This is a genomic window from Labedaea rhizosphaerae, from assembly GCF_004362825.1.
GTDB classification, from domain to species: Bacteria; Actinomycetota; Actinomycetes; order Mycobacteriales; family Pseudonocardiaceae; genus Labedaea; species Labedaea rhizosphaerae.
This window is the reverse complement of the sequence record NZ_SNXZ01000001.1, coordinates 1,239,972-1,265,201: the sequence shown is the minus strand read 5'-3', so window position 1 is coordinate 1,265,201 and position 25,230 is coordinate 1,239,972. Positions and strand designations below refer to the sequence as shown.

General features: G+C 71.7%; 22 protein-coding genes. 13 read left to right on the top strand and 9 right to left on the bottom strand.

The window, feature by feature from the left end:
- Position 1 precedes the first annotated feature (1 nt).
- The 3 genes from EV186_RS05805 (at position 2) to EV186_RS05795 (ending at position 2,065) form a co-directional block, all read left to right on the top strand.
- Positions 2-397, top strand: a complete 396-nt coding sequence (locus tag EV186_RS05805) for a MarR family winged helix-turn-helix transcriptional regulator (RefSeq protein WP_133848003.1) — start codon at positions 2-4, stop codon at positions 395-397.
- A 34-nt stretch (positions 398-431) separates the two neighbouring features.
- A complete protein-coding gene (locus tag EV186_RS05800) occupies positions 432-1,199 on the top strand; it encodes a dioxygenase family protein (RefSeq protein WP_133848002.1) in 768 nt (255 codons plus the stop codon).
- Positions 1,200-1,291: 92 nt separating this feature from the next.
- A complete protein-coding gene (locus EV186_RS05795) occupies positions 1,292-2,065 on the top strand; it encodes a GGDEF domain-containing protein (RefSeq protein ID WP_166659032.1) in 774 nt (257 codons plus the stop codon).
- 209 nt (positions 2,066-2,274) lie between these two features.
- On the opposite strand, the gene EV186_RS05790 is transcribed toward EV186_RS05795, so the two are convergent.
- The 3 genes from EV186_RS05790 to EV186_RS05780 all read right to left on the bottom strand — a co-directional run bounded on the left by EV186_RS05790 (position 2,275) and on the right by EV186_RS05780 (position 9,261).
- Positions 2,275-5,745 (bottom strand): beta strand repeat-containing protein, encoded by a 3,471-nt coding sequence (locus EV186_RS05790; protein ID WP_133848000.1) that lies wholly within the window; start codon positions 5,743-5,745, stop codon positions 2,275-2,277.
- A gap of 207 nt (positions 5,746-5,952) precedes the next feature.
- Complete coding sequence (locus EV186_RS05785) at positions 5,953-6,828, bottom strand: hypothetical protein (protein WP_133847999.1); 876 nt, start codon at positions 6,826-6,828, stop codon at positions 5,953-5,955.
- 207 nt (positions 6,829-7,035) lie between these two features.
- Positions 7,036-9,261 carry a translocation/assembly module TamB domain-containing protein gene (locus EV186_RS05780; protein ID WP_133847998.1) on the bottom strand — a complete coding sequence of 742 codons (2,226 nt, stop codon included), beginning with the start codon at positions 9,259-9,261 and terminating at the stop codon, positions 7,036-7,038.
- A gap of 269 nt (positions 9,262-9,530) precedes the next feature.
- Here EV186_RS05780 and EV186_RS05775 point away from each other — a divergent pair, with 269 nt between their 5' ends.
- The 6 genes from EV186_RS05775 to EV186_RS05750 all read left to right on the top strand — a co-directional run bounded on the left by EV186_RS05775 (position 9,531) and on the right by EV186_RS05750 (position 15,494).
- Positions 9,531-10,760, top strand: coding sequence for an AI-2E family transporter (locus EV186_RS05775; protein ID WP_133848794.1), 1,230 nt, complete (start codon positions 9,531-9,533; stop codon positions 10,758-10,760).
- A complete protein-coding gene (gene macS, locus EV186_RS05770) occupies positions 10,757-11,923 on the top strand; it encodes a MacS family sensor histidine kinase (protein ID WP_133847997.1) in 1,167 nt (388 codons plus the stop codon). The genes EV186_RS05775 and macS overlap by 4 nt, the downstream gene beginning before the upstream one ends.
- 8 nt (positions 11,924-11,931) lie before the next feature.
- Complete coding sequence (locus EV186_RS05765) at positions 11,932-12,561, top strand: response regulator (RefSeq protein ID WP_133848793.1); 630 nt, start codon at positions 11,932-11,934, stop codon at positions 12,559-12,561.
- A gap of 9 nt (positions 12,562-12,570) precedes the next feature.
- The gene (locus EV186_RS05760) at positions 12,571-13,188 is read left to right on the top strand and encodes a DUF1707 SHOCT-like domain-containing protein (RefSeq protein WP_243753831.1); all 618 of its coding nucleotides are present in this window, start codon (positions 12,571-12,573) and stop codon (positions 13,186-13,188) included.
- Between the two features lie 101 nt (positions 13,189-13,289).
- Positions 13,290-14,318 carry an L-threonine 3-dehydrogenase gene (gene tdh, locus EV186_RS05755; RefSeq protein WP_133847995.1) on the top strand — a complete coding sequence of 343 codons (1,029 nt, stop codon included), beginning with the start codon at positions 13,290-13,292 and terminating at the stop codon, positions 14,316-14,318.
- Complete coding sequence (locus EV186_RS05750; protein ID WP_133847994.1) at positions 14,319-15,494, top strand: glycine C-acetyltransferase; 1,176 nt, start codon at positions 14,319-14,321, stop codon at positions 15,492-15,494. It abuts the gene before it with no gap.
- Here EV186_RS05750 and EV186_RS05745 read toward each other — a convergent pair.
- Entirely contained in the window at positions 15,491-15,895 is a 405-nt protein-coding gene (locus EV186_RS05745; protein WP_133847993.1) for a MarR family winged helix-turn-helix transcriptional regulator, read from the bottom strand. The two genes, EV186_RS05750 and EV186_RS05745, sit on opposite strands and share 4 nt — an antisense overlap.
- Positions 15,892-16,245, bottom strand: coding sequence for a nuclear transport factor 2 family protein (locus tag EV186_RS05740; RefSeq protein ID WP_133847992.1), 354 nt, complete (start codon positions 16,243-16,245; stop codon positions 15,892-15,894). Before EV186_RS05740 ends, EV186_RS05745 begins: the two co-directional genes overlap by 4 nt.
- Positions 16,246-16,377: 132 nt before the next feature.
- Here EV186_RS05740 and EV186_RS05735 point away from each other — a divergent pair, with 132 nt between their 5' ends.
- Positions 16,378-17,277: a LysR family transcriptional regulator gene (locus tag EV186_RS05735; RefSeq protein WP_133847991.1), complete on the top strand. Its 900-nt coding sequence runs from the start codon at positions 16,378-16,380 to the stop codon at positions 17,275-17,277.
- 162 nt (positions 17,278-17,439) lie between these two features.
- On the opposite strand, the gene EV186_RS05730 is transcribed toward EV186_RS05735, so the two are convergent.
- Positions 17,440-18,282: a ribokinase gene (locus tag EV186_RS05730; RefSeq protein ID WP_243753830.1), complete on the bottom strand. Its 843-nt coding sequence runs from the start codon at positions 18,280-18,282 to the stop codon at positions 17,440-17,442.
- Between the two features lie 100 nt (positions 18,283-18,382).
- Positions 18,383-18,538 (bottom strand): hypothetical protein, encoded by a 156-nt coding sequence (locus EV186_RS38745; protein WP_166659031.1) that lies wholly within the window; start codon positions 18,536-18,538, stop codon positions 18,383-18,385.
- Between the two features lie 540 nt (positions 18,539-19,078).
- On the opposite strand from EV186_RS38745, the gene EV186_RS05725 reads away from it, so the two are divergent.
- Positions 19,079-20,716: a DUF2339 domain-containing protein gene (locus tag EV186_RS05725; RefSeq protein ID WP_166659030.1), complete on the top strand. Its 1,638-nt coding sequence runs from the start codon at positions 19,079-19,081 to the stop codon at positions 20,714-20,716.
- Positions 20,717-20,949: 233 nt separating this feature from the next.
- Here the strand turns inward: EV186_RS05725 and EV186_RS05720 are convergent, their stop codons facing one another.
- Positions 20,950-23,028: an MMPL family transporter gene (locus tag EV186_RS05720; RefSeq protein WP_133847988.1), complete on the bottom strand. Its 2,079-nt coding sequence runs from the start codon at positions 23,026-23,028 to the stop codon at positions 20,950-20,952.
- A gap of 157 nt (positions 23,029-23,185) precedes the next feature.
- Between EV186_RS05720 and EV186_RS05715 the strand changes: the two genes are divergently transcribed.
- Both EV186_RS05715 and EV186_RS05710 read left to right on the top strand, forming a co-directional pair.
- The gene (locus tag EV186_RS05715) at positions 23,186-23,932 is read left to right on the top strand and encodes a TetR/AcrR family transcriptional regulator (RefSeq protein WP_133847987.1); all 747 of its coding nucleotides are present in this window, start codon (positions 23,186-23,188) and stop codon (positions 23,930-23,932) included.
- A gap of 14 nt (positions 23,933-23,946) precedes the next feature.
- Positions 23,947-24,702, top strand: a complete 756-nt coding sequence (locus EV186_RS05710) for a class I SAM-dependent methyltransferase (protein ID WP_133847986.1) — start codon at positions 23,947-23,949, stop codon at positions 24,700-24,702.
- On the opposite strand, the gene EV186_RS05705 is transcribed toward EV186_RS05710, so the two are convergent.
- Complete coding sequence (locus tag EV186_RS05705; RefSeq protein ID WP_133847985.1) at positions 24,692-25,213, bottom strand: CcdC protein domain-containing protein; 522 nt, start codon at positions 25,211-25,213, stop codon at positions 24,692-24,694. The two genes, EV186_RS05710 and EV186_RS05705, sit on opposite strands and share 11 nt — an antisense overlap.
- Positions 25,214-25,230 lie beyond the last annotated feature (17 nt).

The window sequence follows — 25,230 nt, the reverse complement described above, 5'->3', positions numbered from 1 at the left end:
CATGACGACACCCAAGCCACTGGGCTACTGGCTCAAGCACCTCGACACGCTCATCGAGACCCGCTTCGGGCGCACCCTCGCCGACCACGGCCTCACGCGCCGGCACTGGCAGGTCCTCAACACGATCGCCGCCGCCCCGACCAGCCAGGAAGACCTCGACCGCGCGCTCGCACCGTTCCAGCAGGACGTCCGAGCCGAGGTCGACGACCTGATCGCCAAGGGCTGGGCGGCACGCGACGGCGACTTGGTCACCACCACCGAACTCGGCCGAGCCGGCTTCGACGAGGTCGCCGCCCGCATCCACACCGAACGCCGCCGGATCATCGACGGCATCCCGGACGAGGAGTACCTGCGCACCGTCGAGACCTTGCGGCGCATGGCGGCGAACCTGGAGTAGCATTGGTTGAACATTCAACCGATGGAGGTTGGTCATGGCCGCTCAGCCGGTGCTCTACCTGAGCCACGGCGCCCCGCCGCTCGCCGACGACGAGGTCTGGACCCGGCAGCTGGCGACGTGGTCCGCCGACCTGCCGCGCCCGACCGCGATCCTCGTGGTGTCCGCGCACTGGGAAGCCGCCCCGCTCGCCATCGGGGCGACCACCACCGTGCCGCTGACCTACGACTTCTGGGGATTCCCCGAGCACTACTACCAGGTCACCTACCCGGCACCGGGCGCGCCGGAACTGGCCGACAAGGTGCGCAAACTGCTGCGCGCGCCCGGCATGCCCGTGCACGACGACCCGGACCGCGGCCTCGACCACGGCGCCTACGTGCCGCTGGTCGAGATGTACCCCGACGCCGACGTGCCGGTGCTGCAGATGTCCATGCCGACGCTCGACCCGCGTGAGCTGATGAAGATCGGTGAAAAGCTCGCCCCGCTGCGCGACGAGGGCGTGCTGATCATCGGCAGCGGCTTCTTCACCCACAACCTCAGCGCCATGAACGTCGGCGTCCACGGCGCGCCGCCGTCGTGGTCGAGCGAGTTCGACGACTGGGGCAACCGGGCGCTGGCCGACGGCGACTTCGACGCGTTGATCGACTTCGAGCACGCCGCCCCCGCGGGTCGGCTGGCCCACCCGCGCACCGAGCACTTCGCGCCGCTCTTCGTCTCGCTCGGCGCGGCCGGCGCGGGCGCGCGGCGCAGCGTGATCGACGGGTTCTGGTACGGCCTGGCCAAGCGGTCGTGGCAGTTCGACTGAGATTCACCTGACCGGGTGGTATGTCGCTGCCCCGGGTTGCGCGCCGGGCACACCAGGCTCGTGCCCATCGCAGGTCGGGGAGCGTGGTCGCGATGACCGAGGTCGGCACGGTGCCGTCCGCGACAGGACAACTCGGTGTGCTGGTGTGCGACCGGGACGGCGCGGTGGTCGGGGCGAACGCCCAGGCCGCCCGGCTGCTCGGCGTCTCGGCGGCGCACCTGGTCGAGAACACCCGCCCGCCGGGCTGGCACGCGGTCGAGCCGACCGGCACACCCGCGTTGCCGTTGGTCGGGGTGGTCCGCCAAGCCGTGCGGACGGGCGTGCGGGTGATGCGCCCATTGGTGGTCGCCGACGACGTCGAGCGGCGTTCGCTGTTGATGGTGATCACCCCGAACGCCGATGGCGCGGTCGTCGAAGTCCGTGGTGTGCAAGCGGACCTGCGGGAATCGGCCGGGTTGCTGGACCCGCTGACCGGGCTGCCCAACGCCGTGCTGCTCGGCGACCGGCTGGCCCAGGCCGTGACGCGGGCCCGGACGCTGGGCGGGTTGGTGTCGGTGGTGCTCGCGGACGTGCGCGGGCTGGCGGATCTGACCGCGACGCACGGCGTCGCCCACGCGGACGCACTGCTCGCGGGATTCGGCACGCGGTTGCGCCGCGACCTGCGCGCCGACCACACGGTGGCCCGCTACGGCGGCGGCACCTTCGCGGTGGTCGCCGAGCACGACCACAGCACCGGGGCCGCGACAGCGGCTCGGGTGCGTGCGCTCGCCGGTGACGTCGCCGTGCGGATCGGTTGGGCCACAAGCGATGGCGGCGTACCCGGCCACGAACTGCTGGCTCGCGCCGAAGCAGCGCTACGCGCATAACCAGCCGTTTCGCTCGCGCGCGCGAAGACAGCCCCCACCCTTCCCGGGGGGCACCCCTGATGCCAGTCTATCGAGGTCAGCGGGGGTGTGGGACGCGCGAAGCGGATCTGTGGACAACTGGTCGGCTGTGGAAAACTGCGTTCAGGCACGCAAAAACCGAGCCCCCGGAGATGGTCGGTCTCCGGGGGCTCGGTGTTGTTGCTGAACGATCAGGCCATCGGCAGGGAGGTGACCGAGGGCAGCTGACCGAACAGTGCCTGCAGCTTCGCGGCCGTGTCGGCGAGCGAAGCGGTGTCCGCGGGGAGCGCCGGGGCGGCGTCCATCGCGGGCAGGGCAGGCGTGGCGGCGGGCAGGGCAGGAACCGCCGCCATGGGCAGGATGGCCATCGCGGGAACCGCGTTCACCGGCAGCGCCGGGGTGGCCACGGGGGTGGGCAGCGGCATGGCCGGCTTGCCGACCACCGGCAGCTGAGCGGTCGGCAGGTCCGCACCCGGCAGCGCCGGGACGCCCTGACCGATCACCGGCAGCTGAGCGGTGGGCAGGTCCGCCTGGGCCAGACCCGGAACGGCAGGCAGGGCCGGAACCCCGTCGCCGACCGCGGGCAGGGCCGGAACCGCGGGCACCGCGTCGCCGACGCCCGGCAGAGCCGGGACACCGCCGCCGACGGCGGGCAGCGACGGCACGCCGTCACCAACAGCCGGAAGCGAAGGCACGGCAGGCACAGCCGGCAGACCAGGAACGGCCGGAACCGCGTCCCCGATCACGGGCAGCTGAGCGGTCGGCATGTCCGCACGCTCGGCACCCGGCAGCGCGGGAACAGCCTGGCCGACACCCGGCAGGGCGCCGAAGAGGCCGCCGAACGCGGGGAGGCCACCGGTCGGCTCGCCCGGGGCGATGCTCGACACGGCCGGGACGTCGGCGGTGGGCAGCTGGCCCGCACCGATACCGGGCAGGCCGGCGGTCGGCAGCGAGCCGACGCTCGGCACCGACGGCAGCTGGACCATGTCACCGGCCAGGTCACCGGCGAAGGGCAGGCCCTCCGGCGCGTTCAGCCCGGGCACGACGCTCGGGGCGGGCAGCGACGAACGCATCGGGGTGAACGGGAAGTGCGGGATGCGCGGCAGCTGGTTGGCCCCGAGCCCGCCGTCGACCGGCACGAACAGCTGCGGGTCACGGTCACCGACCACGATCGCACCACCGTTCGTGGCTTGGGTGAAGGCCTTGCCGAGCACCTCGACCGGCACGTCGTAGACCGGCGCGACCGCGCCGACCGGGAGCTTGGCGTTGAGCCCGGACAGGCTGCCGGGCCGGCCGCTGGTGGTCGTGGTGCCACCGACGGCACCGTTGGTCTGGCTGTCGGACGCGGAACCGGCGACCCCGCCGACCGCACCCGCCGCGTCGCCGAACACCTGCGGCACGGCGGCCGCGGGCACGTGGGCCAGGTTGCCCGACAGGAAACCGTGGTCGCCGTTGGTCGCGATGTCGCCACCGGAGGCCGCGTCGATCGTGCTGTCGGTCAGGCTGGTCGCGTGGCCGGCACCGGCCGCCGAGTCGCCGAACACGCCGGAGATCGGCAGGGCCTGCGGGCTCACCACGTTGCCGGCCGCGAAGCCGTGCTCGCCGGTGGTGAGCAGGTCGCCGCCCGCGGTGCTGTCGGTCGCGTTGTCGACGGCCGAGTTGTGCTTGCCGAGCGCACCGGCGGCGGCGCCTTCGACCTGCGTGACGGTGCCGGCCGGGGTGGCGACGATGTTGCCTGCGCCGAAGCCGTGGTCACCCGTGGTCTCGGCGGGGCCGCCCGCGGTGAACGACGCGTCGTTCGTGCCACCGGTGTGGCCGCGGCCACCGGCGGTGGCACCGTTGCCGACCAACTGCGCGGGCAGGGTCACGGGGACCTGGGCGAGGTTGCCGGCGAGCTTGCCGCCGGTGCCCTTCGCCCGGGTGCGGCCGTTGCCCGCGGTGCTCTCGGTGGTGGTGTCGCTATGGGCGTTGGTGTAGCCGAGCACGCCCGCCCCGTTGCCGTACGCCTGACCGGCGCCCGCGACGGGCGCGGTGACCAGGTTGGCCGCCAGCGTTCCGGCGTCGTCGTTGGTGTTGCTCTCGCCACCGGCGGTGGACGTCTTGTTCTCGGTGGTCAGCGTGTCGGCGGTGCCGACGCCCGCGGCGCCGTTGCCGAAGACCTCGGTGGGCACCGACACCGGCACGGTGGCCGTGTTGCCGCCGCCCGCGGAGTCGTCACCGGTGCTGCCGTCGTGCGCGCCACCGGCGGCGCAGTCCAGGGCGTTGGTGGTGGTCGAGTGCGAGCCACCCGCACCGGATGCGACGTTGCCGAACGCGTCGACCGGCGCGCACACCGGCGCGGTGGCCAGGGTGCCGCTGGCGAGGCTGCTGCCGCCGTTGGTGTAGGTCGAGCCACCCGCCTGCGTGCTGGTGGCGTTGTCGGTGGCCGTGGCCGCCGTGCCGCCCGCACCCGCCGTGTTGCCGAACACCTCGACCGGTGCGGCGCTGGGCGCGGACGCGATGGCGCCCGACGCCACGGAGCTGTGGCCGGTGGTCTCGGTCGCGCCACCAGCGGTGCTGTCGGTGGTGGTCTGCCCGGTGCAGTCGGCGACGCCGACGCCCGCGGCCGCGTTGCAGTTGAGGGCCACCGGACCTGCATGGCCCGGCTGCGCGGCGTTGCCCGAACCGACGGCGGGGTCGCCGTTGGTCAGGATGTACGCCATTTCCTTGTGCGGGCCGGTCTGCGTGTCGCCGGAGGTGGCGTTGGCCGACGTGTTGGACAGCGTCGACGCGTGGCCGAGCCCGGCGACCGGGTTGCCGTTGACCTCGACCGGGGTGGCCAGCGGGCCGCCCGCGGCGTTGCCGCTCAGCAGCGCGTGGTTGCCGTTGGCGGCGAGCGTGCCGCCCGAGGTCGCCGAGCTGTCGGACTCGTTGACGGCGCTCGCCTTGCCCGCGCCGGTGACGGCGTTGCCGGTCACCTGCACCGGGGTGGCGAACTGCGGCGCGACCAGGTTGCCCGACAGGACACCCTTGGTGCCGTCGGTCTGGATGTCGCCGGTGGAGCTCGCTTCCTGCGACGAGTAGTTGTGCGTGTTGGCCACGCCCAGCGCGCTGACCGCGTTGCCGGTGACCTGCACCGGGGCCGCCCAGTCCGCGTCGACGACGTTGCCGCCGAGCAGGGTGTGTCGCCCTTGGGTCGTCACGGGGCGGTCGGTGTCGGCGGCCTGCGACGAGTCGTTGGTGGTCTGGGCCTTGCCGCCCAACGCGATGGCGTTGCCCGACACGTCCACGGGCACGACCAGGTCGGCGTTCACGCGGTTGCCGCGGAACACGTCGTGGCCGAGCACGTTGTTGCCCGCCTTGTTCATGATCGGCGCGGCCTTCGCGGTGACGTCCTTGGTCACCGGGGCCGCCGCCGACTTGGCCTGCGTCGGCAGCGCGTTGGTGACGTCGTCCGTGCTGAGGGTCGCTTCACGGTTGATGGCCGGAAGCGTCTTCGGACCCATCGGCGTGCCAACGACGTTGTTGGCGATGTGCATCGGCACCGACACCGACGCATCGATCGGCGATGCCGGGCGGTCCGGGTCGACGTTCTCCTCAGCCGACGCGATACCGGTGCCCAGCATCAGCAAACCACCGGTGACCAGCGCGGTCTGAAGTCCACGCTTCGCCCAGGTGTGCATTGTTGGGTTCTCCTTCTTCCGATTCCCCTTGCGGGGGTTGATCAGGCGGTCCGGCGCGAGCTCATTCGCCACGGCGCCAGGCAGCGTCCGCCCGAGATAAGGGATGCGGGAAGGGATGCGGCTCTCCCGCGGGAGCCGTTGATGCGCGTGCGGGGTCGGCCTGGGATCAGGCAGCGATGACCCACGCGAGTCGCGCGAGCGGGAAAGTCAGTCGGGCGTGTTGCCCGGCTGGGCGCCGGTGTGCACCGGGGCGCCGGCAACGGCCGGGCGCGAGGTGCCGATCACGGCGAGCAGTGCGCGGAAACCGTTCGACGGCAACGCACCGAACGCGGGGCCGTCCTGGCCACCGGCGGAGGAGGACGAGTGACCGCTGGTGCCCAGCGGGGCAGGCAACGGCGAAACCGGCGCGCGCAGGGGCTCCGGCGTGGCGGGCGAACCACGGTTCAGCCCGCCCATCCGGAGCCGGTCCTGCACGGCCGGTGCGGTGAAGCCGTCGGCGGCGGCACGGGGGCCGACCACCGGCTGTGGGTGCGAGACAGGTCCGACGATCGGCGACGAGTCGCCGGGCTGACCGTCCGCGACCGGGGGCACGTCTTCACTCGGGACGTCGACCTGGCCGCCGGCACGCAAGCCGAACTTCTCGGCCAGGTCTTCGCCGACCTGGCTGAACGCGTTCTTGGCCTGGTCGCCGAGGGCGCCGAGACCGGAGGTCTGGGCGTCCTCGCCGTGCAGCGACGCGTCGAGGTCACCGACCACAGTGGACAGGTCGATCGGCGCTGCCGAGGGCGCCGTGACGGCGTGCACGGTCGTCTGCACGACCTTGTCGACGTCCTTGACCGCCTTGGTCGCGTTGCGCGCCAAGGAGTTCTGCGTCAGCGACGCCTTCGCGCCGTCCACTGAGGGCACTTCCACCGAGCCCAGCCCGGGGTGGGACAGGGGGTGTGGCTGGGTCTCGGCGGACGCGGTGGCCGAGGAAAGCAGCCACGCGGCGGCGGTGCCGGCAACCACGCCACCGACGACGAGCAGACCGCGCGAGACAACGCGCCGCACACGTGCGGCCGTCTCGGTGCGAACTCGTGCCATGGCTGGTTGCCGGTACCTCTCGTGCTTTGGTTGGGGCGGCAGCGCGAGCGGTGGGTGCTCGTACGAGTACGCAACGTCTTCACTCGCGGTGCACGACGGAGGTTGCCAGCCCGCGGCACGCCGGCGCGAGCGCGACACCGGAACACCCCTCGATCGTGTGACGAACACAGAGTGTTTCCACAGGCCACGTTCCGTAGTGCTTCGAGATCAGTCCCGCTTGAGCACTCGCGCGGCGCCCGCGGCCGCCGTGGACGCGAGGATCCAGCCGACGGCGATCAGCACACCGGCGATCCACTGCGACGGGCCGACCATCCGCCACATGCTGTCCTGACCCAGGTCCACGATGGGCAGCAACAGGTCGGTGGCCAGCAGCGGCGGGTTCCACACCGGCACCTGGTCGGCGTCGAGCTTGGTCATCACGTGCCCGGCGAACCACAGCGTGCCGAGCAGCCAGAACACCAGCAGCCACACGATCGCGAGCCACGGCCGGTAGCCGTAGCCGACGGTGTACTCCTGCAGGAATCCCCAGATCCGCCCGGCCGGTCCGCGCTCGGCGTAGCGGCGGCGCTGGCGTTCCAGCTGCACGCGCCGGGCCAGTTCCTCGTGACCGCTCTCGGCGTAGACGTGGATCAGCTGCTCGTAGGGCCCGGGCACGAAGTCGGGCTGGACGGTGCGCAGCCACGCGAGCCGGGTGCGGACGTCGACGTCGGGCCGGGCCTCGATCGACTCGTAGACGAAGTCCTCCAGCAGCAGGCCTTCGGGGCGGGTCCACAACTCGGCGGAGTCCATGAAGGACACGGCGTGGGCGCGGGTCAGGTCGACGATCCCGCGTGGCGGGCGGTTGGGTGGGAAGGTCAGCGCGAGCTCGTGGGCACGCAGGCCGTAGCCGCTGAACGCCTTGTCGGCCATCGGTTGTCCCGGCCTGCTGCGCCCGCCGAGCCGGGCCCGGCGGAAACTCGCCATCTTGCCGACCTCGACCATCCGCACCCGAACCCCGCCGTCAGCGCGGAAGCCGTAGCTGCAGAAGAGGTCCTTGCCGATCGAGGCGGAGCGGGCGTCGAGCGAGGGCTTGACACTGCCGTCGGCGCGCAGGCGCGGCACAAGTAATCGCGCGCCGGAGCAGTCGAGGCTGGAACCGATGCTCGCGTTCTGCAGCCGGATGGAGCCGCGGGCGCGGAGTCCGCGCAGGAACAGCGTGCCGCCGACTTGCAGGCGGTCGGCGAACAGGACGTCGAGACCGGGCCCCAGCAGCCGCGCCTTGGACAGCGTTGCGCTGCCGTGGATGTTGGCGTCGACGAGGCGGACCTGGCCGTACGCGCGGAACGCGCCGTGCGGCTCGTGGGTCGGGCGCGCCTCGAGGTCACCGGCGACCTCGGCGCCGTCGGCGACCAGGGCGACCGGCACCGCGTCGACCGCCTTGCCGGCCCGGAAGGCCTCGGCGAGCGGGCGGACCGCCGAGCGGTGCCCGAGCGTGGCGCCCGACAGCACGAGGTGGCCGCCGACCTGGATGCTGCGCAGGCCGACCACGCCCTCGGCCACGAACCCGCTGTCCAGCCGCATGTCGCCGTCGACGCGCAGCCGGTCGGCGTCGAGCACCAGGCGTTCCACCGTGGACCCGCGCGGGGTGACCAGCACCTGGCCGTTGCCGCCGCGCGCGCCGTGCAGGTGGGCGCCGGAGAACACCGCGTCGCCGCCGACCCGGGCACCGGCGAGGACCACCCGGCCGGCCGCGTCGAACGCGGCCGTGCCGCGCTCGCCCCGATCGCAGTGCAGGTTGCCGGTGATCGTCAGGCCGGTGCCGTCGAGCGCGTCGCCGAGCGGGTTGACCAGCCGGGCCTGGGTGAGGTGCAGGCTGCCGCCGAGCTGCGCACCCCGCAGCCGGATCTCACCGCGCGCGCTCATCTCGGTGGCCTGGATGGAGCCGGACGCGCGGATGCGGGCGGCGAGCAGCGCGCGACCGGAGCGGCTGTGCAGCCGGGACGCGGCGAGGCGGACCGTGCCGTCGACCGTCGCGTCGGTCAGGTCGACCACGCCGGTGCTGGTGAACCCGGACTCGAGCACGAGGTCGCTGCGCACGCGCAGGTTGCGGGCGTGCAGGCCGGGCACCGTGCAGCCGCGCAAGGAGAGGCCGACCAGCTCGGCCATCTCCAGGTTCGGCGGCCGCTCGAAGGTGCACCCGGAGAAGCTCGCGACCACCTCGATCCGCGCGCCGGAGAGGTCGAGCTCGCCAGTGACGGTCGCGCCGACCAGGTCGATGCGGGACTGGCCGCCGGTGAACCGCGGGTAGCCGCCGGTCAGCAGCCCGGCCACGACCTGGCCGCGCACGGCCGCGTCGGCCAGCCCGGACAGGTCGATCCGATCGCCGCCCCGGTACGCCGCGCAGACCGCGCGCTCGGTGGCGGTGAGCGTGCCCGCATCGATCAAACCCGGCACCGATCCCCCTTCACTACCGTGCGTGTAGTTGATGTTACGCTCAGCATACGCGATTGATGTTCAACCTAGCGGGGAAAGTCGTCCACGGTGTCGGTGCTGACCGCTAGCGTGAGCTCGACGAATCGGACACGGTTTTCGGACGGGGCAACTGGGTGAGCACGGCAAGCGGCAGCGAGACCGGCCACGGCGGCAGCGACGCCACGAGACGGCGGATCGCGCGGGTCGGCCGCGCGATCAAGGCGTCGCGCACCGGGTCCGGGCCACCGAAGGTGACCAGCGAACAGGACGTGCAGAACCTGGTGCCCACCGGCCTGCGGGTCGGCGCGGCGCTGTCGTGGCGCTTCCTGGTCGTCATCGGCGCGCTGTACGTGATCATCTGGCTGATCGGCTACTTCACGAGCCTGGTCATCCCGCTGGCCGTCGCCTTACTGCTCGCGGCCCTCATGGCGCCCGCCGTCGGCAAGCTGACGGAGTGGAACGTGCCCCGCGGCCTGTCCACGCTGATCGTGCTGATCGGCGGGATCGGGGTGGTCGGCGGGCTGCTCACGTTCGTGATCAGCGAGTTCGCCGACGGCCTGCCGGAGGTGCAGCAGCAGGTCGGCGACTCGCTCGACACCATCCGCGACTGGCTGCTGCACGGTCCGCTGCACCTGCGCCAGGAGCAGATCACCGGCTTCATCCAGAACATCATCGACAACCTCAAGTCGAACCAGGCCGAGATCACCTCGGGGGCGATCACCACCGCGGCGACGGTCGGCGAGGTGCTCGCCGGCTTCCTGCTCACCGTCTTCATCCTGATCTTCTTCCTGTACGGCGGCGAGCAGATCTGGGTGTTCCTGGTGCGTGCGGTCCCGTCGCACGTGCGCCAGCGGGTGGACGTGGCCGGCCGGCGCGGCTTCTCGTCGCTGGTCAGCTACGTGCGGGCGACCGCGGCGGTCGCGCTCGTCGACGCGCTCGGCATCGGCATCGGGCTGTGGATCGTCGGTGTGAAGCTGTTCGTGCCGCTGGCGGCGCTGGTGTTCCTGGGTGCGTTCATCCCGATCATCGGTGCGGTGGTCGCCGGTTCGGTGGCCGTGCTGGTCACGCTGGTCACCCTCGGCTTCGTCAAGGCGTTGATCGTGCTGGCCGTCGTGGTCGGCGTGATGCAGCTCGAGGGCCACGTCCTGCAGCCGTGGCTGCTCGGCCGGGCCGTGCGGCTGCACCCGCTCGCCGTGGTCCTGGCCATCACCGCCGGGTTGATCTCGGCGGGCATCGCCGGTGCGCTGCTGTCGGTGCCGCTGCTCGCGGTGCTCAACGCGGGCGTGCGGTCGTTCCTGCACGACGGCGACGTCGACCCGGACGCGGTGGACGTGCTCGACGACGAAGGCTCGCAACCGGACCCGGAAGCCACGGACGCCACCGACACCACCGACACCACGGACACCACCGAGACCGGCGGCCTGACCTCGGCGACGGAGCCGAACCCCAAGACCGGACCGGAGCCCGGCGGCACGGCGTGACACCCCCAGCACCAACCGCGAAACCGAGGCCGGGCCGGGAGGCGGACCACTCGACCACGCCCTTGTGGCGGGCCGCGGTGTTGTTGCGCGTGCTGACGCTGGTCTTCGCGGCCGCCGTCGTGTTCGCCTACCGGCACGAGTACGCCCGGCCCGCGCTGGCGTGGGCAGTGCTGGGCGCCATGACGGCCTGGACGGTGGTCATCGCGCTGTGCTACCTGCCGGAGCACCGCCGCTGGCTCTGGTTCACCGTGCTCGACCTGGTGGTGTGCTGCGGGTTCATGGCGTCGTCGCGGCTGGTGCTCACCCACGACCAGCTGACCGTGACCGGCGTCCCGCTGGTCCCGACGGTGTGGGTGACCGGCGTCGTCGCGGTCGGCGCCGTGCGGGGCGGGCTGCTGGCCGGCGCCGGGTTCGGCATCGTGCTCGGGCTGGTCAACTTCGCGGTGCGCGGCTACGTCGACACCGACCTCAGCCGGGACATGGTGCTGCTGACCGGGGTCGGTTTCGTGCTGGGCATGGCGGCGACGTCGGCCCGCGTCTCGGCGCAGCGGCTGGCCCTGGCGTTGCGGGCGGAGGCGGCGACCGCCGAGCGCGAACGGCTGGCCCGGTCCATCCACGACAGCGTGCTGCAGGTGCTGGCCCGGGTGCGCAAGCGTGGCATGGAGGTCGGCGGTGAGGCGGCGGAGCTCGCCCGGCTCGCCGGTGAGCAGGAGATCGCGTTGCGCGCGTTGGTCTCCACGGCGCCCGGGGAGACCAGCAGTGACGGCACGGCCGACCTCGTGCCCCGGCTGATCGTGCTGACCACCGAGCGCGTGCAGGTGTCCGCGCCGAGCACGCCGGTGCTGCTGCCCGACGCCGTCGGCCGCGAGGTGGTCGCGGTCGTCAGCGAGGCGCTGACCAACGTCGCGAAGCACGCGGGTCCCGACGCCAAGGCCTGGGTGCTGCTGGAGGACCTGCCGGACGAGGTCGTGGTGAGCGTGCGCGACGACGGCCTCGGCATGGCACCCGCCCGGCTCGACGACGCCGCGGCCGAGGGGCGGATGGGCGTCGCGAAGTCGATCCGCGGCCGGATCGGGGAGCTCGGCGGCACCGCGACCGTGACCACCGCGCCCGGCGCGGGCACCGAGTGGGAGTTCCACCTGCCCAAGGGGAGGACCCGGTGATCTCCGTGATGGTGGTCGACGACCACCCGATGTGGCGCGACGGCGTCGCCCGCGACCTCACCGAGCGCGGCTTCGAGGTGCGCGCGACCGCGCCGGACGGCGAGGCGGCGGTGCGGATCGCGCGTGCCGTGCAACCGGAAGTCGTGCTGATGGACCTCAACCTGGGGGCGACCTCCGGTGTGGACGCGACCAGGGCGATCACCGGCGAGCTGCCCGCCACCAAGGTGCTGGTGCTGTCGGCCAGCGGTGAGCACGAGGACGTGCTCGAGGCGGTGAAGGCTGGCGCGTCGGGTTACCTGCTCAAGTCGGCGTCGGCGGACGAACTGGTGGACGCGGTGCAGCGCACGGCCAACGGGCAGGCGGTGTTCACGCCCGGCCTCGCCGGTCTCGTGCTCGGCGAGTACCGGCGGATCGCGGCGGCCCCCGAGGCCGGCACGCCCCAGCTGACCGAGCGGGAGACCGAGGTGCTGCGCCTGGTCGCCAAGGGCATGACCGCGCGGCAGATCGCCGACCGGCTCGTCCTGTCGCACCGGACCGTGGAGAACCACGTGCAGTCGACGCTGCGCAAGCTGCAACTGCACAACCGCGTGGAGCTGGCCCGGTACGCGATCGAGCACGGGCTGGACGGCGAGGAATAGATTGGGCGGGTGAACAGCCCGGTTGATCCGAAGAACCTGCGGGTCTCGGACGCGGAACGCGAGCACGTGGTCGAAGTGCTGCAGAAGGCCATCGGCAAGGGGCTGATCAGCCTCGACGAGTTCAGCGAGCGCACCGACACCGCCCTCGCCGCGAAGACCAGGGGCGAGCTGAACTCCGTGCTCGTCGACCTGCCCGGACTCGTGCACGCGGAGAACGCCCCCGCCGCCACGGCGCCACCGCAGATCGAACTGCGCAGCACCATGTCGTCGCTGAAGCGGTCGGGGCCGTGGGTCGTGCCGCAGCGCCTGCTCATCCGCAGCCGCATGGGTTCCACCGAACTCGACTTCACCGACGCGGTGATCAACACGCGGCAGGTCGAGATCGAGCTCGACGTCGCGGGCGGCTCGGTGGAGCTGCTGTTCGCCGAGAACGCGGGCGTCACGAGCTCCGGCGTCACGATGACCATGGGCAAGCTCGAGGACAAGCGGCCCAAGGAAAGCGGCACGCCGCAGTTCGTGATCAAAGGTGCGGTGCGCGCGGGTTCGGTGGAGATCCGCAGGCCGAAGTACGTGCGGATCGGCGCGATGGTGCTGCGCTTCCCGTGGAAGGTCAGCTGGGAGCGGTGACCTTTGCAGCGGCGCTGACAACGCAGTGCAGAAAGTACTGATGGACGGCGTCCGCGCCCGCCGCGAGACTGGCGCCGCGTGGCGGTGATCGGAGGCGTGTGGTGAAGGCACTGGTCAAGACGGAGGCAGGCCCCGGCCTGAGCCTCACCGAGGTGCCGGACCCCGTGCCGGGCCCGGACGAGGTGCTGCTGCGCGTGCTGCGCACCGGGATCTGCGGCACCGATCTGCACATCGACAGCTGGGACGAGTGGTCGCAGCGCTCGATCAAGCCGCCGCTGGTGCTCGGGCACGAGTTCGTCGGCGAGGTCGTCGCGATCGGCGCCGCGGTGTCGCGGGTGGCCGTGGGTGACCTGGTCAGCGGCGAGGGGCACCTCGTCTGCGGGCGGTGCCGCAACTGCCGGGCCGGCCGGCGGCACCTGTGCGTGAACACGCGCGGGCTCGGCGTGCACCGCGACGGCGCCTTCGCCGAGTTCGTGACGTTGCCCGAGCAGAACGCGTGGGTGCACCAGCACAAGGTCGACCTGGACGTCGCCGCGATCTTCGACCCGTTCGGCAACGCGGTGCACACGGCGCTGGCGTTCCCCGTGTTCGGCGAGGACGTGCTGATCACCGGCGCCGGCCCGATCGGCCTGATGGCCGCCGCGGTCGCCCGGCACGCGGGCGCGCGGCACGTCGTGATCACCGACGTCAGCGAGTACCGCCTGGAGCTCGCCCGCAAGCTCGGCGTCGACCTCGCGCTGAACGTGCGTGGCGTGTCGATCGCCGAGGTGCAGAAGCAACTGAACATGGTGGAGGGCTTCGACATCGGCATGGAGATGTCGGGTCAGCCGGTCGCGTTGCGCGACATGATCACGAACATGACCCACGGCGGCCGGATCGCCATGCTCGGCCTGCCCGCGGCGGAGTTCCCGGTGGACTGGGGCAACGTCGTGTTGAAGATGCTCACCATCCGCGGCATCTACGGCCGCGAGATGTTCGAGACGTGGTACTCGATGTCGGTGCTGCTGCAGGGCGGCCTCGACCTCACGCCGGTGATCACGCACAAGTTCCCGGCGGCGGAGTACGAGCAGGCGTTCGCCACGGCGCGTGGCGGTCAGTGCGGCAAGGTCATCCTGGACTGGGAGGCGTAGATGTTCGGCGCGATGCGTGAGGACCTGGTCAAGAGCCTCGACGAGATCCGGGCGGGCGGGCTCTACAAGGCCGAGCGGGTGCTGGAGGGACCGCAGAACGCGAACGTGCGCGTGGCCGACGGCGAGGTGCTGAACTTCTGCGCCAACAACTACCTCGGGCTCGCCGACCACCCGGCCCTGATCGAGGCGGCGCAGAAGGCGTTGACCGAGTGGGGCTTCGGCATGGCGTCGGTGCGGTTCATCTGCGGGACGCAGGCGCCGCACAAGCAGCTGGAGAAGCGGCTGTCGGAGTTCCTCGGCACCGAGGACACGATCCTGTACAGCTCGTGCTTCGACGCCAACGGCGGGCTCTTCGAGACCCTGCTGACCGATCAGGACGTCGTGATCTCCGACGAGCTGAACCACGCGTCGATCATCGACGGCGTGCGGCTGTGCAAGGCGCAGCGCAAGCGGTACCGCAACCGCGACATGGCCGACCTCGAACAGCAGCTGCGGGACGCGGCCGGTGCCCGGTACCGCTTGATCGCCACCGACGGTGTGTTCTCGATGGACGGCTACTACGCGCCGCTGGACCAGATCTGCGACCTGGCGGAGAAGTACGACGCCCTGGTGATGGTCGACGACTCGCACGCGGTCGGCTTCGTCGGCCCGACCGGTCGCGGCACACCGGAGTTGTTCGGCGTGCAGGACCGGGTCGATGTCGTGACGGGGACCCTGGGCAAGGCCCTCGGTGGCGCGTCGGGCGGGTACACGTCCGGGCGCGCGGAGATCGTCGAGATGCTGCGGCAGCGCTCGCGGCCGTACCTGTTCTCGAACTCGCTGGCCCCGTCGATCACCGCGGCGGCCATCGCCGCACTCGACCTGCTGGACTCGTCCGGCGAGCTGCTCTCCCGGCTGCGCGAGAACACCGAGCTGTTCCGCCGGCGGATGACCGAGGCAGGCTTCGACCTGCTGCCCGGCGAGCACCCGATCATCCCGGTGATGATCGGCGACGCGGCTCTCGCCGGGCGTTTGGCGGATCTGCTGCTGGCCCGCGGTGTCTACGTGATCGGGTTCTCGTACCCCGTTGTGCCGCACGGGAAGGCGCGGATCCGGACGCAGATGTCGGCCGCCCACTCCACCGACGACGTGAACCGTGCGGTGGACGCCTTCATCGACGCCCGCGCGGAGCTCTAGGAGCGCTCGACCAACTGCGTCATGGCTTTCTGGAAGTCGGCGCGTTGCTGGTCGGTCCAGTCCTCGGTGAGCTCGGCGAAGACGCGTTCCTGCCAGGCGTGGGCCTGGTCCAGCAGGGCCAGCCCGGCCTCGGTGACGACCAGTTCGCGGCGGCGGCTGTCTTCACGCGAGGTCCGGACTTCGAGGTATCCGGCGGCCGCGGCGGCTTTGGCGAAGCGGGACGCTCCACTTTGGTCGATGCCGAGTTCGTGGGCGACGTCGTTGACCGTGGCGCTCTGCCCGCGCCGGGCCCGGGTGTGGACGGCTTCGGTCACCTGCACGAGGCGGCCCTGGTCGTCGGGGGCGCGGCGGGCCCAGTGCCGGACGAACTCGAACAGGACCTGACCGGGACCTGGATTCATCGGCTCAGCTCGGTGGCCAGTTCGAGTGCCGACGCGAGGTCGGGCTTGCGGAGGGCCGCGGCGACCTTGCCGTCGCTGAGCCGGAACACCGTGGCCACCCGGGTCGGCTCGGGGTTGTCGGGCCAGGTGGCGTCTTCCTCGACGACCACGCAGTGCTCGTCGACGGGGTGCCAGTCGCGTGGCACGAGCTTGATCCCCGAACGCACGATCCACTCGGCGAACTGATCGGGCGTGATCGGTCCGGCGCCCTTCGGCCCGAGCACGACGATCGGGTCGGTGACCAGAGCGATGGCCCGCTGGCGATCGCCGCTGTTCACGGCCTCGTGCCACTGGGCGATGACGTCTTCCATAAGTCAACTGTATGCGATTCGCATACGTTTGTGTTGATCGACTTGGGGATGAATCGACGAAATCTGTGGACAACTGCCCGATCTGAGTGGAGTGCCTGTGGACAACTCCGTGTGGTGGTGGACGATGGTGCCGTGATCGATCCCCGGCGGTTGCGCGTGCTGCGGGCACTGGCCGACCACGGCACGGTGACCGCGGCCGGACAGGCGTTGCACCTGACGCCGTCCGCGGTGTCGCAGCAGCTGGCGGCCCTGGAGTCGGAGGTCGGCCAGGAGTTGTTGCGGCGCAGGGGTCGCCGCGTGTGGCTGACCTCCGCGGGCGACCTCCTGGTCAAGCACGCCGACGCGGTGCTGGCCGAACTGGACCGGGCCGAAGCCACGATGGCCGCCCACGCGGACGGCTCGATCGGCCGCGTGCGCGTGGCGGCCTTCGCGTCGGCGATCGGGCAGCTGGTCGCGCCGGCGGCGAAGCTGCTGCGGGAGCGGCACCCGGGCATCACCTTGCGCATCACCGACGCCGAGGCGCAGCAAAGCCTGCCCATGCTGCTCGACGGCGAGATCGACCTCGCGGTCACGATGGCCTACCGCGCGGGGATCGACGAGCAGACCCGCGTGCACACCGACCCGCTGTACACGGAACCGTTCGTCGCGGTGCTGCCGCCGGGGCACCGGCTCGCCGACCGGTCGGAGGTGGCCGTCCTCGAGCTGGCCGACGAGCCGTGGATCGGCACCCTGCCGGGGAACCCCTGCCGGGACGTGGTGGTCCAGTGCTGCGCGCAGGCGGGCTTCACGCCACGCATCGAGCACGCGTCGGACGACTTCACCGCCGAGGTCGCCCTGGTGGCGGCGGGCTTGGGCGTGGCACTGATTCCCCGCACGGCGCTACCGGGCGCACCGGACGTGGTCGTCCACCCGATCGCCGGCGACGCACCGACCCGCCGGGTGTTCGCCGCGGTCCGGCGTGGCCTCGAGGACCACCCGCGCCTCGCCGCCGTGCGCTCCGCTCTGCGCGACCGCGCCACCGAACTGGACTAGCCACCCGCCAAGAAGTCGCCTCGCGTAGCCAAGCCCCCACCCTCCCGGGGGCACCCCTTGAAGCCAGTCTATCGAGGTCAGCGGGGGTGTGGGAGGTCGGAAAGCGGATCTGTGGACAACTCGGGGCGCGAAGGGAAACTTCGGTCGGGGGTTGTGGAAAACCTAAGCGTCGAGGTCGGCTCGGGTTGGGTAAGAAGGTTGGGCGCCGCGGGCGGTCACCGACTTCGAGGCCACCCGGACAGCCAGGCGGACCGCGGCCGACAGGTCGGCGCCGTCGGCCAGGGCAGCGGACAGGGCGCCGACGAAGGCATCGCCCGCGCCGGTCGTGTCGACGACGTCGACCTGGGGTGCGGCTACCTCTTCAACGCCGGCCGGGGTGGCCAGGAGGGCGCCGTTGCCGCCTTTGGTGATCACCACGCTGCGTGGGCCGAGGGCCAGCAGCTCGGCCGGGTCGCCGCCCAGGAGTTCGGCCTCGTGTTCGTTGACCACCAACGGGTCCAGGCCCTCGAAGGCGTCGAAGTCGGTGACCGGGGAGAGGTTCAGGACTGGGCGGACGCCGGTTCGAACCGCGGTGCGGACCGCGTGGGCGACGACCGGGACCGGGATTTCCAAGGAGCAGGCCAGGACCTTGGCTCCGGTCAGGTCCACATCGGACACATCCAGGTCTGTGTTCGCGCCGGGGGAGACGATGATGGAGTTCTCGGCGGCCTCGTCCACCGTGATGTAGGCGGTGCCGGTCGGGCGCGGGGAGCGGCGGACCCGGTCCGTGGCCACGCCCGCGGAGCGGAGCGAGTCGAGGAGCAGGTCGCCGTTGGCGTCGGTGCCGACCGCGCCGAGCAGGGCCACCGAGGCACCGAGGCGGGCGGCGGCCACGGCCACGTTGGCGCCCTTGCCGCCGGGGAGGATCTCGGTGTCCGAGCCCAGCACCGTTTCGCCGGGGCCCGGCCTGCGGGCCACCCGCACGATCAAGTCCGCGTTCGCCGATCCGAGCACCACGACATCCACGCGCCAACCCTGCCACGCCGGTTGAGTAATGCTACGGATCCCCTGCCGCCCGCGGGGGCTGACACTGACGAGCATGCAGGCACAGGACCCGCTCCCTCGGTTAGCCGACGCGCTCGATCAGGTCGGCCACCAACTGCACGCCATCAGCGCCGAGCTCATGGAGCTGGCCGTCGAGCAGCGATCGCCGCAGCCGACGCCGGCCACGCCGCCGCGCTCGACGGACGAGCCAGGCTGGGTGGACCCAAGCCAGCCGCATCTGGCACACCAACCCGATCCGACGGCCCAAGCGATCCGCTCGGACCTGACGGCGCAAGCTGAGCGGACCGACCAAACGGGACTGCCGGGCACAGCAGGCCGGCCGAGTGTGGAAGGCCTTGCGGGCCTGCCCAGCACGCCGCAACAAGCCGCCCAAGCGGAACAGGCAGGCCAGGTAGGCGGACCGAGTCAGGCGCCCCTGACCGGGCAGCCGGCACCAACAGGGCAGCCGCTCCCAGCAGGACAGCTCAGTTCAGCGGAGCAAGCCGGTCCCACAGGCCAAGCCGGTCCGGTAGGGCAGGCCAGTCCGGCAGGACAGCCAACTCCGGCGTGGCAGCCCGGTCCGGCGGAGCAGGCCAGTCCAATGGGGCCGGCGATGTCCGCCGCTCAATCGGTGCTGGGGGCGCCGCAGGGTCTACCGCCGGACGCGCAATCAATGGCGCAGGCCGGCCAGCCGCCGGTATCAGCGCAGGTACAGCAAGCGGGCCAGCAGTGGGCACCGCCGATGGGAGCGCCGATGGGAGCGCCGATGGGAGCGCCGATGGGAGCGCCGATGGGGCAGCAGTGGGGTGCGCCGCCACCTCAACTGTTCCCGCCCGCCGGACCGCCGTTGGGACCTACGCTCTGGCAGCGGCTCAGCAAGGACGGTGCCGGTAGTCGCATCCTGGCTTGGGTCGGCGGCGCGGTCACCTTGCTCGGTGTCGTGCTTCTGCTCGTCCTGGCCATCCAGCGGGGCTACCTCGGACCGCTCAGCCGGGTCCTGCTCGGGGCGGCGCTCGGCGTCGGGCTTGCGGGCACCGGGATGCGGCTGCATCGCACGCCTGCCAATCGGATCGGCGCGCTCGCGGTGGCGGCTACCGGGTTCGCGGTGGTCTACCTCGACCTCGTCGCCGCGACCACGCTCTACCACTACCTGCCGTCCTGGCTCGGGCTTCTTGCGGGCCTGCTCGTCGCGGGTGCCGGGTTGCTGCTCGCCGGGCGCTGGGATGCCGAGCTGTTCGCGGTGTTCGTCGTGGTCGGCTGCGCGGTGTGCGCGCCCGTGCTGACCGGGGGCTTCAAGCCGCTGCTGCTGGGCTTCCTGCTCGTCCTGATGACCGCGACCAGCCCGGTGCTCCTGCGCCGCCGGTGGCCGGGGCTCGCGCTCGCCGCCGGGGTGCCGCCGGTTGTCGCCTCGACCGTGACGATTCTGGTGGCGCGGACCGCCACGCATCCGGATACGCCGAAGACCACGGCCGCCATGCTCGGGGTGGCCACGACGGCACTGGTCATCGCGCTCGCCACCGCCGCTGCGGCACGGCAGCCCGATGGCGATCAACTGCCGGGCCTGCTCGTCGGCGCAGTCGTGCCTGGGCTGCTGGCCGCCACCCTGGTGCCGCGCCTGCCGGCCGCGGGACTCGCCATCGTCGTCTGCGGGTTCCTGCTGGTGGTGTGGCTCGTCGATCGGAGCGGCCTGCTCGAGCTGCCTCGGCGATTCGTGACCGTCGCGGGTGCCGGGAGTGCGCTCGCCTTGTTCCAGGCGACGATGCTGGCCGCGCAGGGGCGTGGGCTGGCGCCGGTGTTGCTCGGCGAGGCGTTGTTGTTCGGGCTGCTCGCGTGGCGGTCGCGGGGCACGGGCGTCTTGGTTGCGTCGGCCGGGTTCGGGTTGGCCGGGCTGCTGGCGGCGTTGGTGCACGGGCTGCCGATCGTCTACCTGCTCCAGCCGCCGCGCTACGCACCGCCGCTCGGCACGTTGGCCACGGCCGCGGGCACCGGTTTGCTGCTGACCGCCGTGGTCGCGGTGCTGCTGGTCGCGGCGACCAAGGCCGGTGTGCTGCCCGGGCCGGACCACCAGCCCGGACCGTGGCTGACCGGTGCCGCGATCGGGCTCTACGGGGCGTCCGGCGCCGTGTTGACCGTGGGGTTGCTGATCGCGCCGGACCGGGCGGGTTTCCTCGGCGGGCACGTGCTGGTGACCATCTCGTGGACGGTGACCGCGCTGGTCCTGCTGTTGCGCGGCATCGACCACCTGCCGTTGCGGGTGACCGGGCTCGTGCTGACCGGGGCCGCGCTGGCCAAGCTCGTGCTGTTCGACCTGGCCTCGCTCGACGGGCTGGCGCGGGTCGCCGCGTTCCTCGGCGCCGGGCTGGTGTTGCTGGCCGCCGGGACCCGGTATGCCCGGCTGGTAGCCGGACGGCACTAGCGCTCGACCGTGCGCATCTGTAAAGGATTAGGCCGTATAGCGGACCCACGGGCCCTAAATGTGCGTCAATTCATGTACGGGGTCGGCGACGGCACCGTAGAGCCGGCGCCGCGAGGGTTCCATGGCCCACGCGGCACCGGGGTCCGGTCAGGGCCAGGGGGCCGTGCACCGGATTCCGCGCGGCCGGCGTCGATCGCGTAGCCCCCCGAGCGATCGGCGCCGGCGGCGCGGGTCTACACCAGTTCGGGCTCGCGTTCCGGCAGCTCGGAACGCTCGCCGAAGCCACTGCGCTGCTGCCACCGACGCAGCCGCTTGGGCGCCCACCACGCGGCATCGCCGAACAGGCGCAGCACGGCGGGCACCAGCATCATCCGCACGACGGTCGCGTCCAGCAGCAACGCCACCACCATGCCGACGCCGATGAACCGCATCGTGGCCAGCGACGACATCCCGAACGCGCCGGTGACCACGGCCAGCAGCAACGCGGCGGCGCTGATCATCCGGCCGGTGCGCACCAGCCCGGTCCGGATCGCATCCTTTGTGGACATCCCGGCCTCGCGGGCCTCGACCATGCGGGACAACAGGAACGTCTCGTAGTCGGTGGACAGGCCGAACACGATCGCGCCGATCAGCACGATCATCCCGGCCTGCACCGGTTGCGGGGTCACGTCGAGCAGGCCGGCGCCGTGGCCGTACTGGAACACCCACACCAGCACGCCGAACGTCGCGGACAGGCTGAGCAGGCTCATCACCACGGCCTTGATCGGCAGCAGCACCGAGCCGAACGCCAGGAACATCAGCAACAACGTGGCCGCGACCAGGATCGCGATCATGTCCGGCACGCGGTCGGTGATCGCGTCGACGCTGTCCACGACCTGGGCCGAGAACCCGCCGACCAGCATCGTCGTGCCGGCTGGCGGCGCGACCTGCCGCAGGTCGCGCACCGCGGTCTTGGCATGGTCGGACATCGCGTCGGACTCGACGTCCGCGCCGAACACGGTGTACTCGCCGCGCTGCGCGACAGGGTGCACCGGGCCGATCCCGTCGACGGCGTCGGCCGCGGCGATGAACGGCGCCGGGTCGGTGACCTCGCCCCGCAGGACGATCCGCACGGCACGGTTGCTGAACTGCGGGAACGTCTCGCTGATGGACTCGGCGGCAACACGCGCCGACGCGCCGGGTGGCAGCTGCTTCTCGTCGGCCGCGCCGAAGCTCGCGCTGGTGAACGGCACCGCGAGCAGGACCAGCCCGGCGACGATCGGCAGCACGAACGCGATCGGGCGGCGCATCACGGCACCCGCGAGCTTGCCGAGCAACCGCGGTTCGCGTTCGGCCCGGCGCCACGGCACGGCGAACTTGTCGACGCGGTGACCGAGGATGCCGAGCACCGCGGGCAGCAGCGTCAGCGAGACCAGCGCGGCGATCGCGACCGCCGCCATGCCGCCGTAGGCCATCGAGCGCAGGAAGTCCATCGGGAACACCAGCAGCCCGGACAACGCGAGCACCAGCAAGGTCGCCGAGAAGGCCACGGTCCGACCGGCGGTCGCGACGGTGGTGCGGACCGCGCTCGCGGTGTCGGCGCCCTTGGCGAGTTCCTCGCGGAAGCGGCCGACGCTGAACAGGCCGTAGTCGATGGCGAGGCCGAGTCCGAGCAGGGAGGCGACGTTCAACGCGAAGTTGTTGACCTCGAGGAACTGGGTGAGCAGGTGCAGCACGCCGAGCGCGCCGAAGATCGACAGGCCGCCGACGAGCACGGGCAGCGCGGCGGCCACGACGCTGCCGAAGATCAGCACCAGCAGGATCAGCGTCACCGGGATCGAGATGGACTCGGCGACCGCGAGGTCGGAGTTGGACTGCTCGCTCAGCGAGTGCTCGGTCGGCAACTGCCCGCCGATCTCGGTCTGGATGCCGGGCACCCGCAACTGGTCGGCGATCCGGCCGTACGCGGCTTGGCGTTCGTCGTACCCGTTGCCGGCCAACGTGATCGTGGCCAGCGCGTACTTGTCGCCTGCGTGCAGTTGCGGGGCACGGGTGTCCCAGTAGGACGTCACGCGCGCGACCGCGTCGGCGGGTAAGCGGTACAGCGCGGCCTCGACGGGACCGGCGACGGCGGGGTCGTCGATCGTGGTGCCGTCGGGCGCGGTGTAGCGGATGGCGATGTCGCTGCGCTGGCCCAGTTCGTTCTGCACGATCGTGTTGACCAGCGCGGATTCCGACTTCGGGTCGTCCCAGCCGCCCTGGGTGAGCTTGTCGAAGACGCCGAGCCCCCACAGCCCGCCGCCGACGGTGATCGCCAGCACGAGGGCCGACACCCACCATCTGCGCCGGTAGACCACAGACCCCCACCGAACGAACACAGCGCCTCCCGAAATGCCTACTATGTGTGCTGGTCGTACCGCTAGTAAACGGCGTTTACCGGTACGAAGGTACCTGCGGTTAACACCGTTTACAAGCTCGGGGAGCACCGCTATGACCGAGGCCACCCGCCGGGACCGTGGACCTCATGGCCGGGAGGACACCGACCGCGAGATCCGCGGCCGGGCGCGCGCGCTGCTGGTCGAGCACGGCCACCAGGCCGTGACGCTCCGCGCGATCGCCCGCGACCTGGGCATCACCGCGCCCGCGCTGTACCGCTACTACTCCTCGCGCGAGGACCTGATGCACCACCTGCGCCAGGACATCTGCGCGGACGCGGCCGCCGAGCTCGCCGTGGACATCGAGAAGGTGGCCGATCCGATCGGGCAGCTGCTCGCGGCGTGTCGCGGCTTCCGGCGCTGGGCCCTCGCGCACCCGCAGGAGTTCACGCTGGTGTTCGCGTCGCTGATGGAGGTCCAGGGCAAGAGCAAGCTCGACTGGATCGACGAGGACCTCGGCGCCGACCCGTTCGGCCGGATCTTCCTGGTGGTCGCCGGGCGCTTGCTGGCCGCGCAGGACCTGACGGTGCCGGCCGACGACGACGTGCCCGCGGAGTTGCGCGCCGACCTGGACGGGTTCCGCCGGCTGCTGATGAAGATCATGTCGGCCGACGGCATCGCGGTGGACGAGCGGCGGTTCACCCTCGGGGTCTCGTACGCGATGTTGCAGGTCTGGGTGCGGCTCTACGGCCAGGTCACGCTGGAGGTGTTCGGCCGGTTCCCGCTGGCGGTCTCGGACCCGGCGGTGTTGTTCGACAAGATGCTCGCCGACCTGGTCGCGGATTTGGGGTTGACCCGGTAGGCAGGATTCTCGGCATGTCTGCTCGTGCGTTGAGCTTCGGAGCGGTGGCGGCGGCCTACGAACGATTCCGGCCCGGATATCCGGCGGAGGTCGCCGACCTGGTCGTGGGGTACGCCGACCGGCCGCTCCGCACGGCCCTGGAGATCGGCGCGGGCACGGGGAAGGCGACCCGGCTCTTCGCGCGACGCGGCATCGCCGTCACCGCCACCGAGCCCGATCCGGCGATGCTCGCGGAGCTGCGCAAGCACGTGCCGGACAACGTCACGCCCGTGACCGGCGCCTTCGAAGACCTGCGGACCGGCGCCTACGACCTCGTCTACGCGGCCGCGGCGCTGCACTGGACGAAGCCGGAAGGCCGGTGGGAGCGCGTGGCCGCGTTGCTCGCGCCCGGTGGCGTCTTCGCGTCGTTCGGGGCGCCGGCCCGCTTGGCGGATCCTGAGGTGGCGTCGGCATTCCAGGCCGCGCGGGCGCCGTTCCTGGCGAGCGACGACATCCCGTCGCCGGACGGAACGCCGCCGGAGCAAGACATGCAGTGGCCGGGTACGGAATTGCTGCGATCCGGGTTGTTCACCAAGGTCCGGCAGGAGGTGGTCGAGCGGCACCTGCGGCTGAGTGCTCAGGACTACGTGGGCCACCTCTCCACCGTCTCGGCCTACCTCGAGTTGCCGGTCTCGACCCGGGAGCAACTGTTCGAACGGGTCTTGGCGGTCTTGCCCGAAACCGTGGCGGTGGCGGCCGACATCACCGTCCACCTCGCGGTCAAGCGCTGACCCGCTCGGGCTCCGGACTCAACCGGTGCGCCTTGTACAGGACGCCGAGCTCACGGCTGACGGACATGGCCAGCGCCATGAGGACGAAGAACAACGTGGCGCCGTCGGGGCCGATCCCGTTGCGCAACATGAACTTCCCGACGCTGGTGGCGAAGGACGGGACGTTCTCGAGCAGCCAGACGAAGACCGTGCGGGCGGCGAGGACGCCGAACCAGATGGCCAGGTACGCCCAGGCGGAGCGCACGTAAAGCCGGCCGTCGCGGCGGAAGACGCGCATGACGGTGGTGAGCGTCAAGCCGATGGCGACCCCGATCAGGCCGCCGACCACGCCGGACCACACGTCGCCGGGCAGTTGGTAGTGGTGCTGGCCGGTGAGTATCACGAACGCGCCGATCGAGCCCGACGTGACGAAGGGCATGACGGTCCAGAACAGGTTGTGGCGCCTGGTACCGATCTGGGTGAAGAGCACGATCCCCAGGAAGAGGCCGCCGAACTGCAGTGCGTCTTTCATGGCGGCGACGCTATGGA

What these genes read in the sequence shown, in the direction of transcription:
- EV186_RS05805 (WP_133848003.1), top strand. Translation starts at nt 2, where the DNA reads ATGACGACACCCAAGCCACTGGGCTACTGGCTCAAGCACCTCGACACG.
- EV186_RS05800 (WP_133848002.1), top strand. Translation starts at nt 432, where the DNA reads ATGGCCGCTCAGCCGGTGCTCTACCTGAGCCACGGCGCCCCGCCGCTC.
- EV186_RS05795 (WP_166659032.1), top strand. Translation starts at nt 1,292, where the DNA reads ATGACCGAGGTCGGCACGGTGCCGTCCGCGACAGGACAACTCGGTGTG.
- EV186_RS05790 (WP_133848000.1), bottom strand. Translation starts at nt 5,745, where the DNA reads ATGCACACCTGGGCGAAGCGTGGACTTCAGACCGCGCTGGTCACCGGT.
- EV186_RS05785 (WP_133847999.1), bottom strand. Translation starts at nt 6,828, where the DNA reads ATGGCACGAGTTCGCACCGAGACGGCCGCACGTGTGCGGCGCGTTGTC.
- EV186_RS05765 (WP_133848793.1), top strand. Translation starts at nt 11,932, where the DNA reads ATGGTGGTCGACGACCACCCGATGTGGCGCGACGGCGTCGCCCGCGAC.
- EV186_RS05750 (WP_133847994.1), top strand. Translation starts at nt 14,319, where the DNA reads ATGTTCGGCGCGATGCGTGAGGACCTGGTCAAGAGCCTCGACGAGATC.
- EV186_RS05745 (WP_133847993.1), bottom strand. Translation starts at nt 15,895, where the DNA reads ATGAATCCAGGTCCCGGTCAGGTCCTGTTCGAGTTCGTCCGGCACTGG.
- EV186_RS05740 (WP_133847992.1), bottom strand. Translation starts at nt 16,245, where the DNA reads ATGGAAGACGTCATCGCCCAGTGGCACGAGGCCGTGAACAGCGGCGAT.
- EV186_RS38745 (WP_166659031.1), bottom strand. Translation starts at nt 18,538, where the DNA reads ATGCGGCTGGCTTGGGTCCACCCAGCCTGGCTCGTCCGTCGAGCGCGG.
- EV186_RS05725 (WP_166659030.1), top strand. Translation starts at nt 19,079, where the DNA reads ATGGGAGCGCCGATGGGGCAGCAGTGGGGTGCGCCGCCACCTCAACTG.
- EV186_RS05715 (WP_133847987.1), top strand. Translation starts at nt 23,186, where the DNA reads ATGACCGAGGCCACCCGCCGGGACCGTGGACCTCATGGCCGGGAGGAC.
- EV186_RS05710 (WP_133847986.1), top strand. Translation starts at nt 23,947, where the DNA reads ATGTCTGCTCGTGCGTTGAGCTTCGGAGCGGTGGCGGCGGCCTACGAA.
- EV186_RS05705 (WP_133847985.1), bottom strand. Translation starts at nt 25,213, where the DNA reads ATGAAAGACGCACTGCAGTTCGGCGGCCTCTTCCTGGGGATCGTGCTC.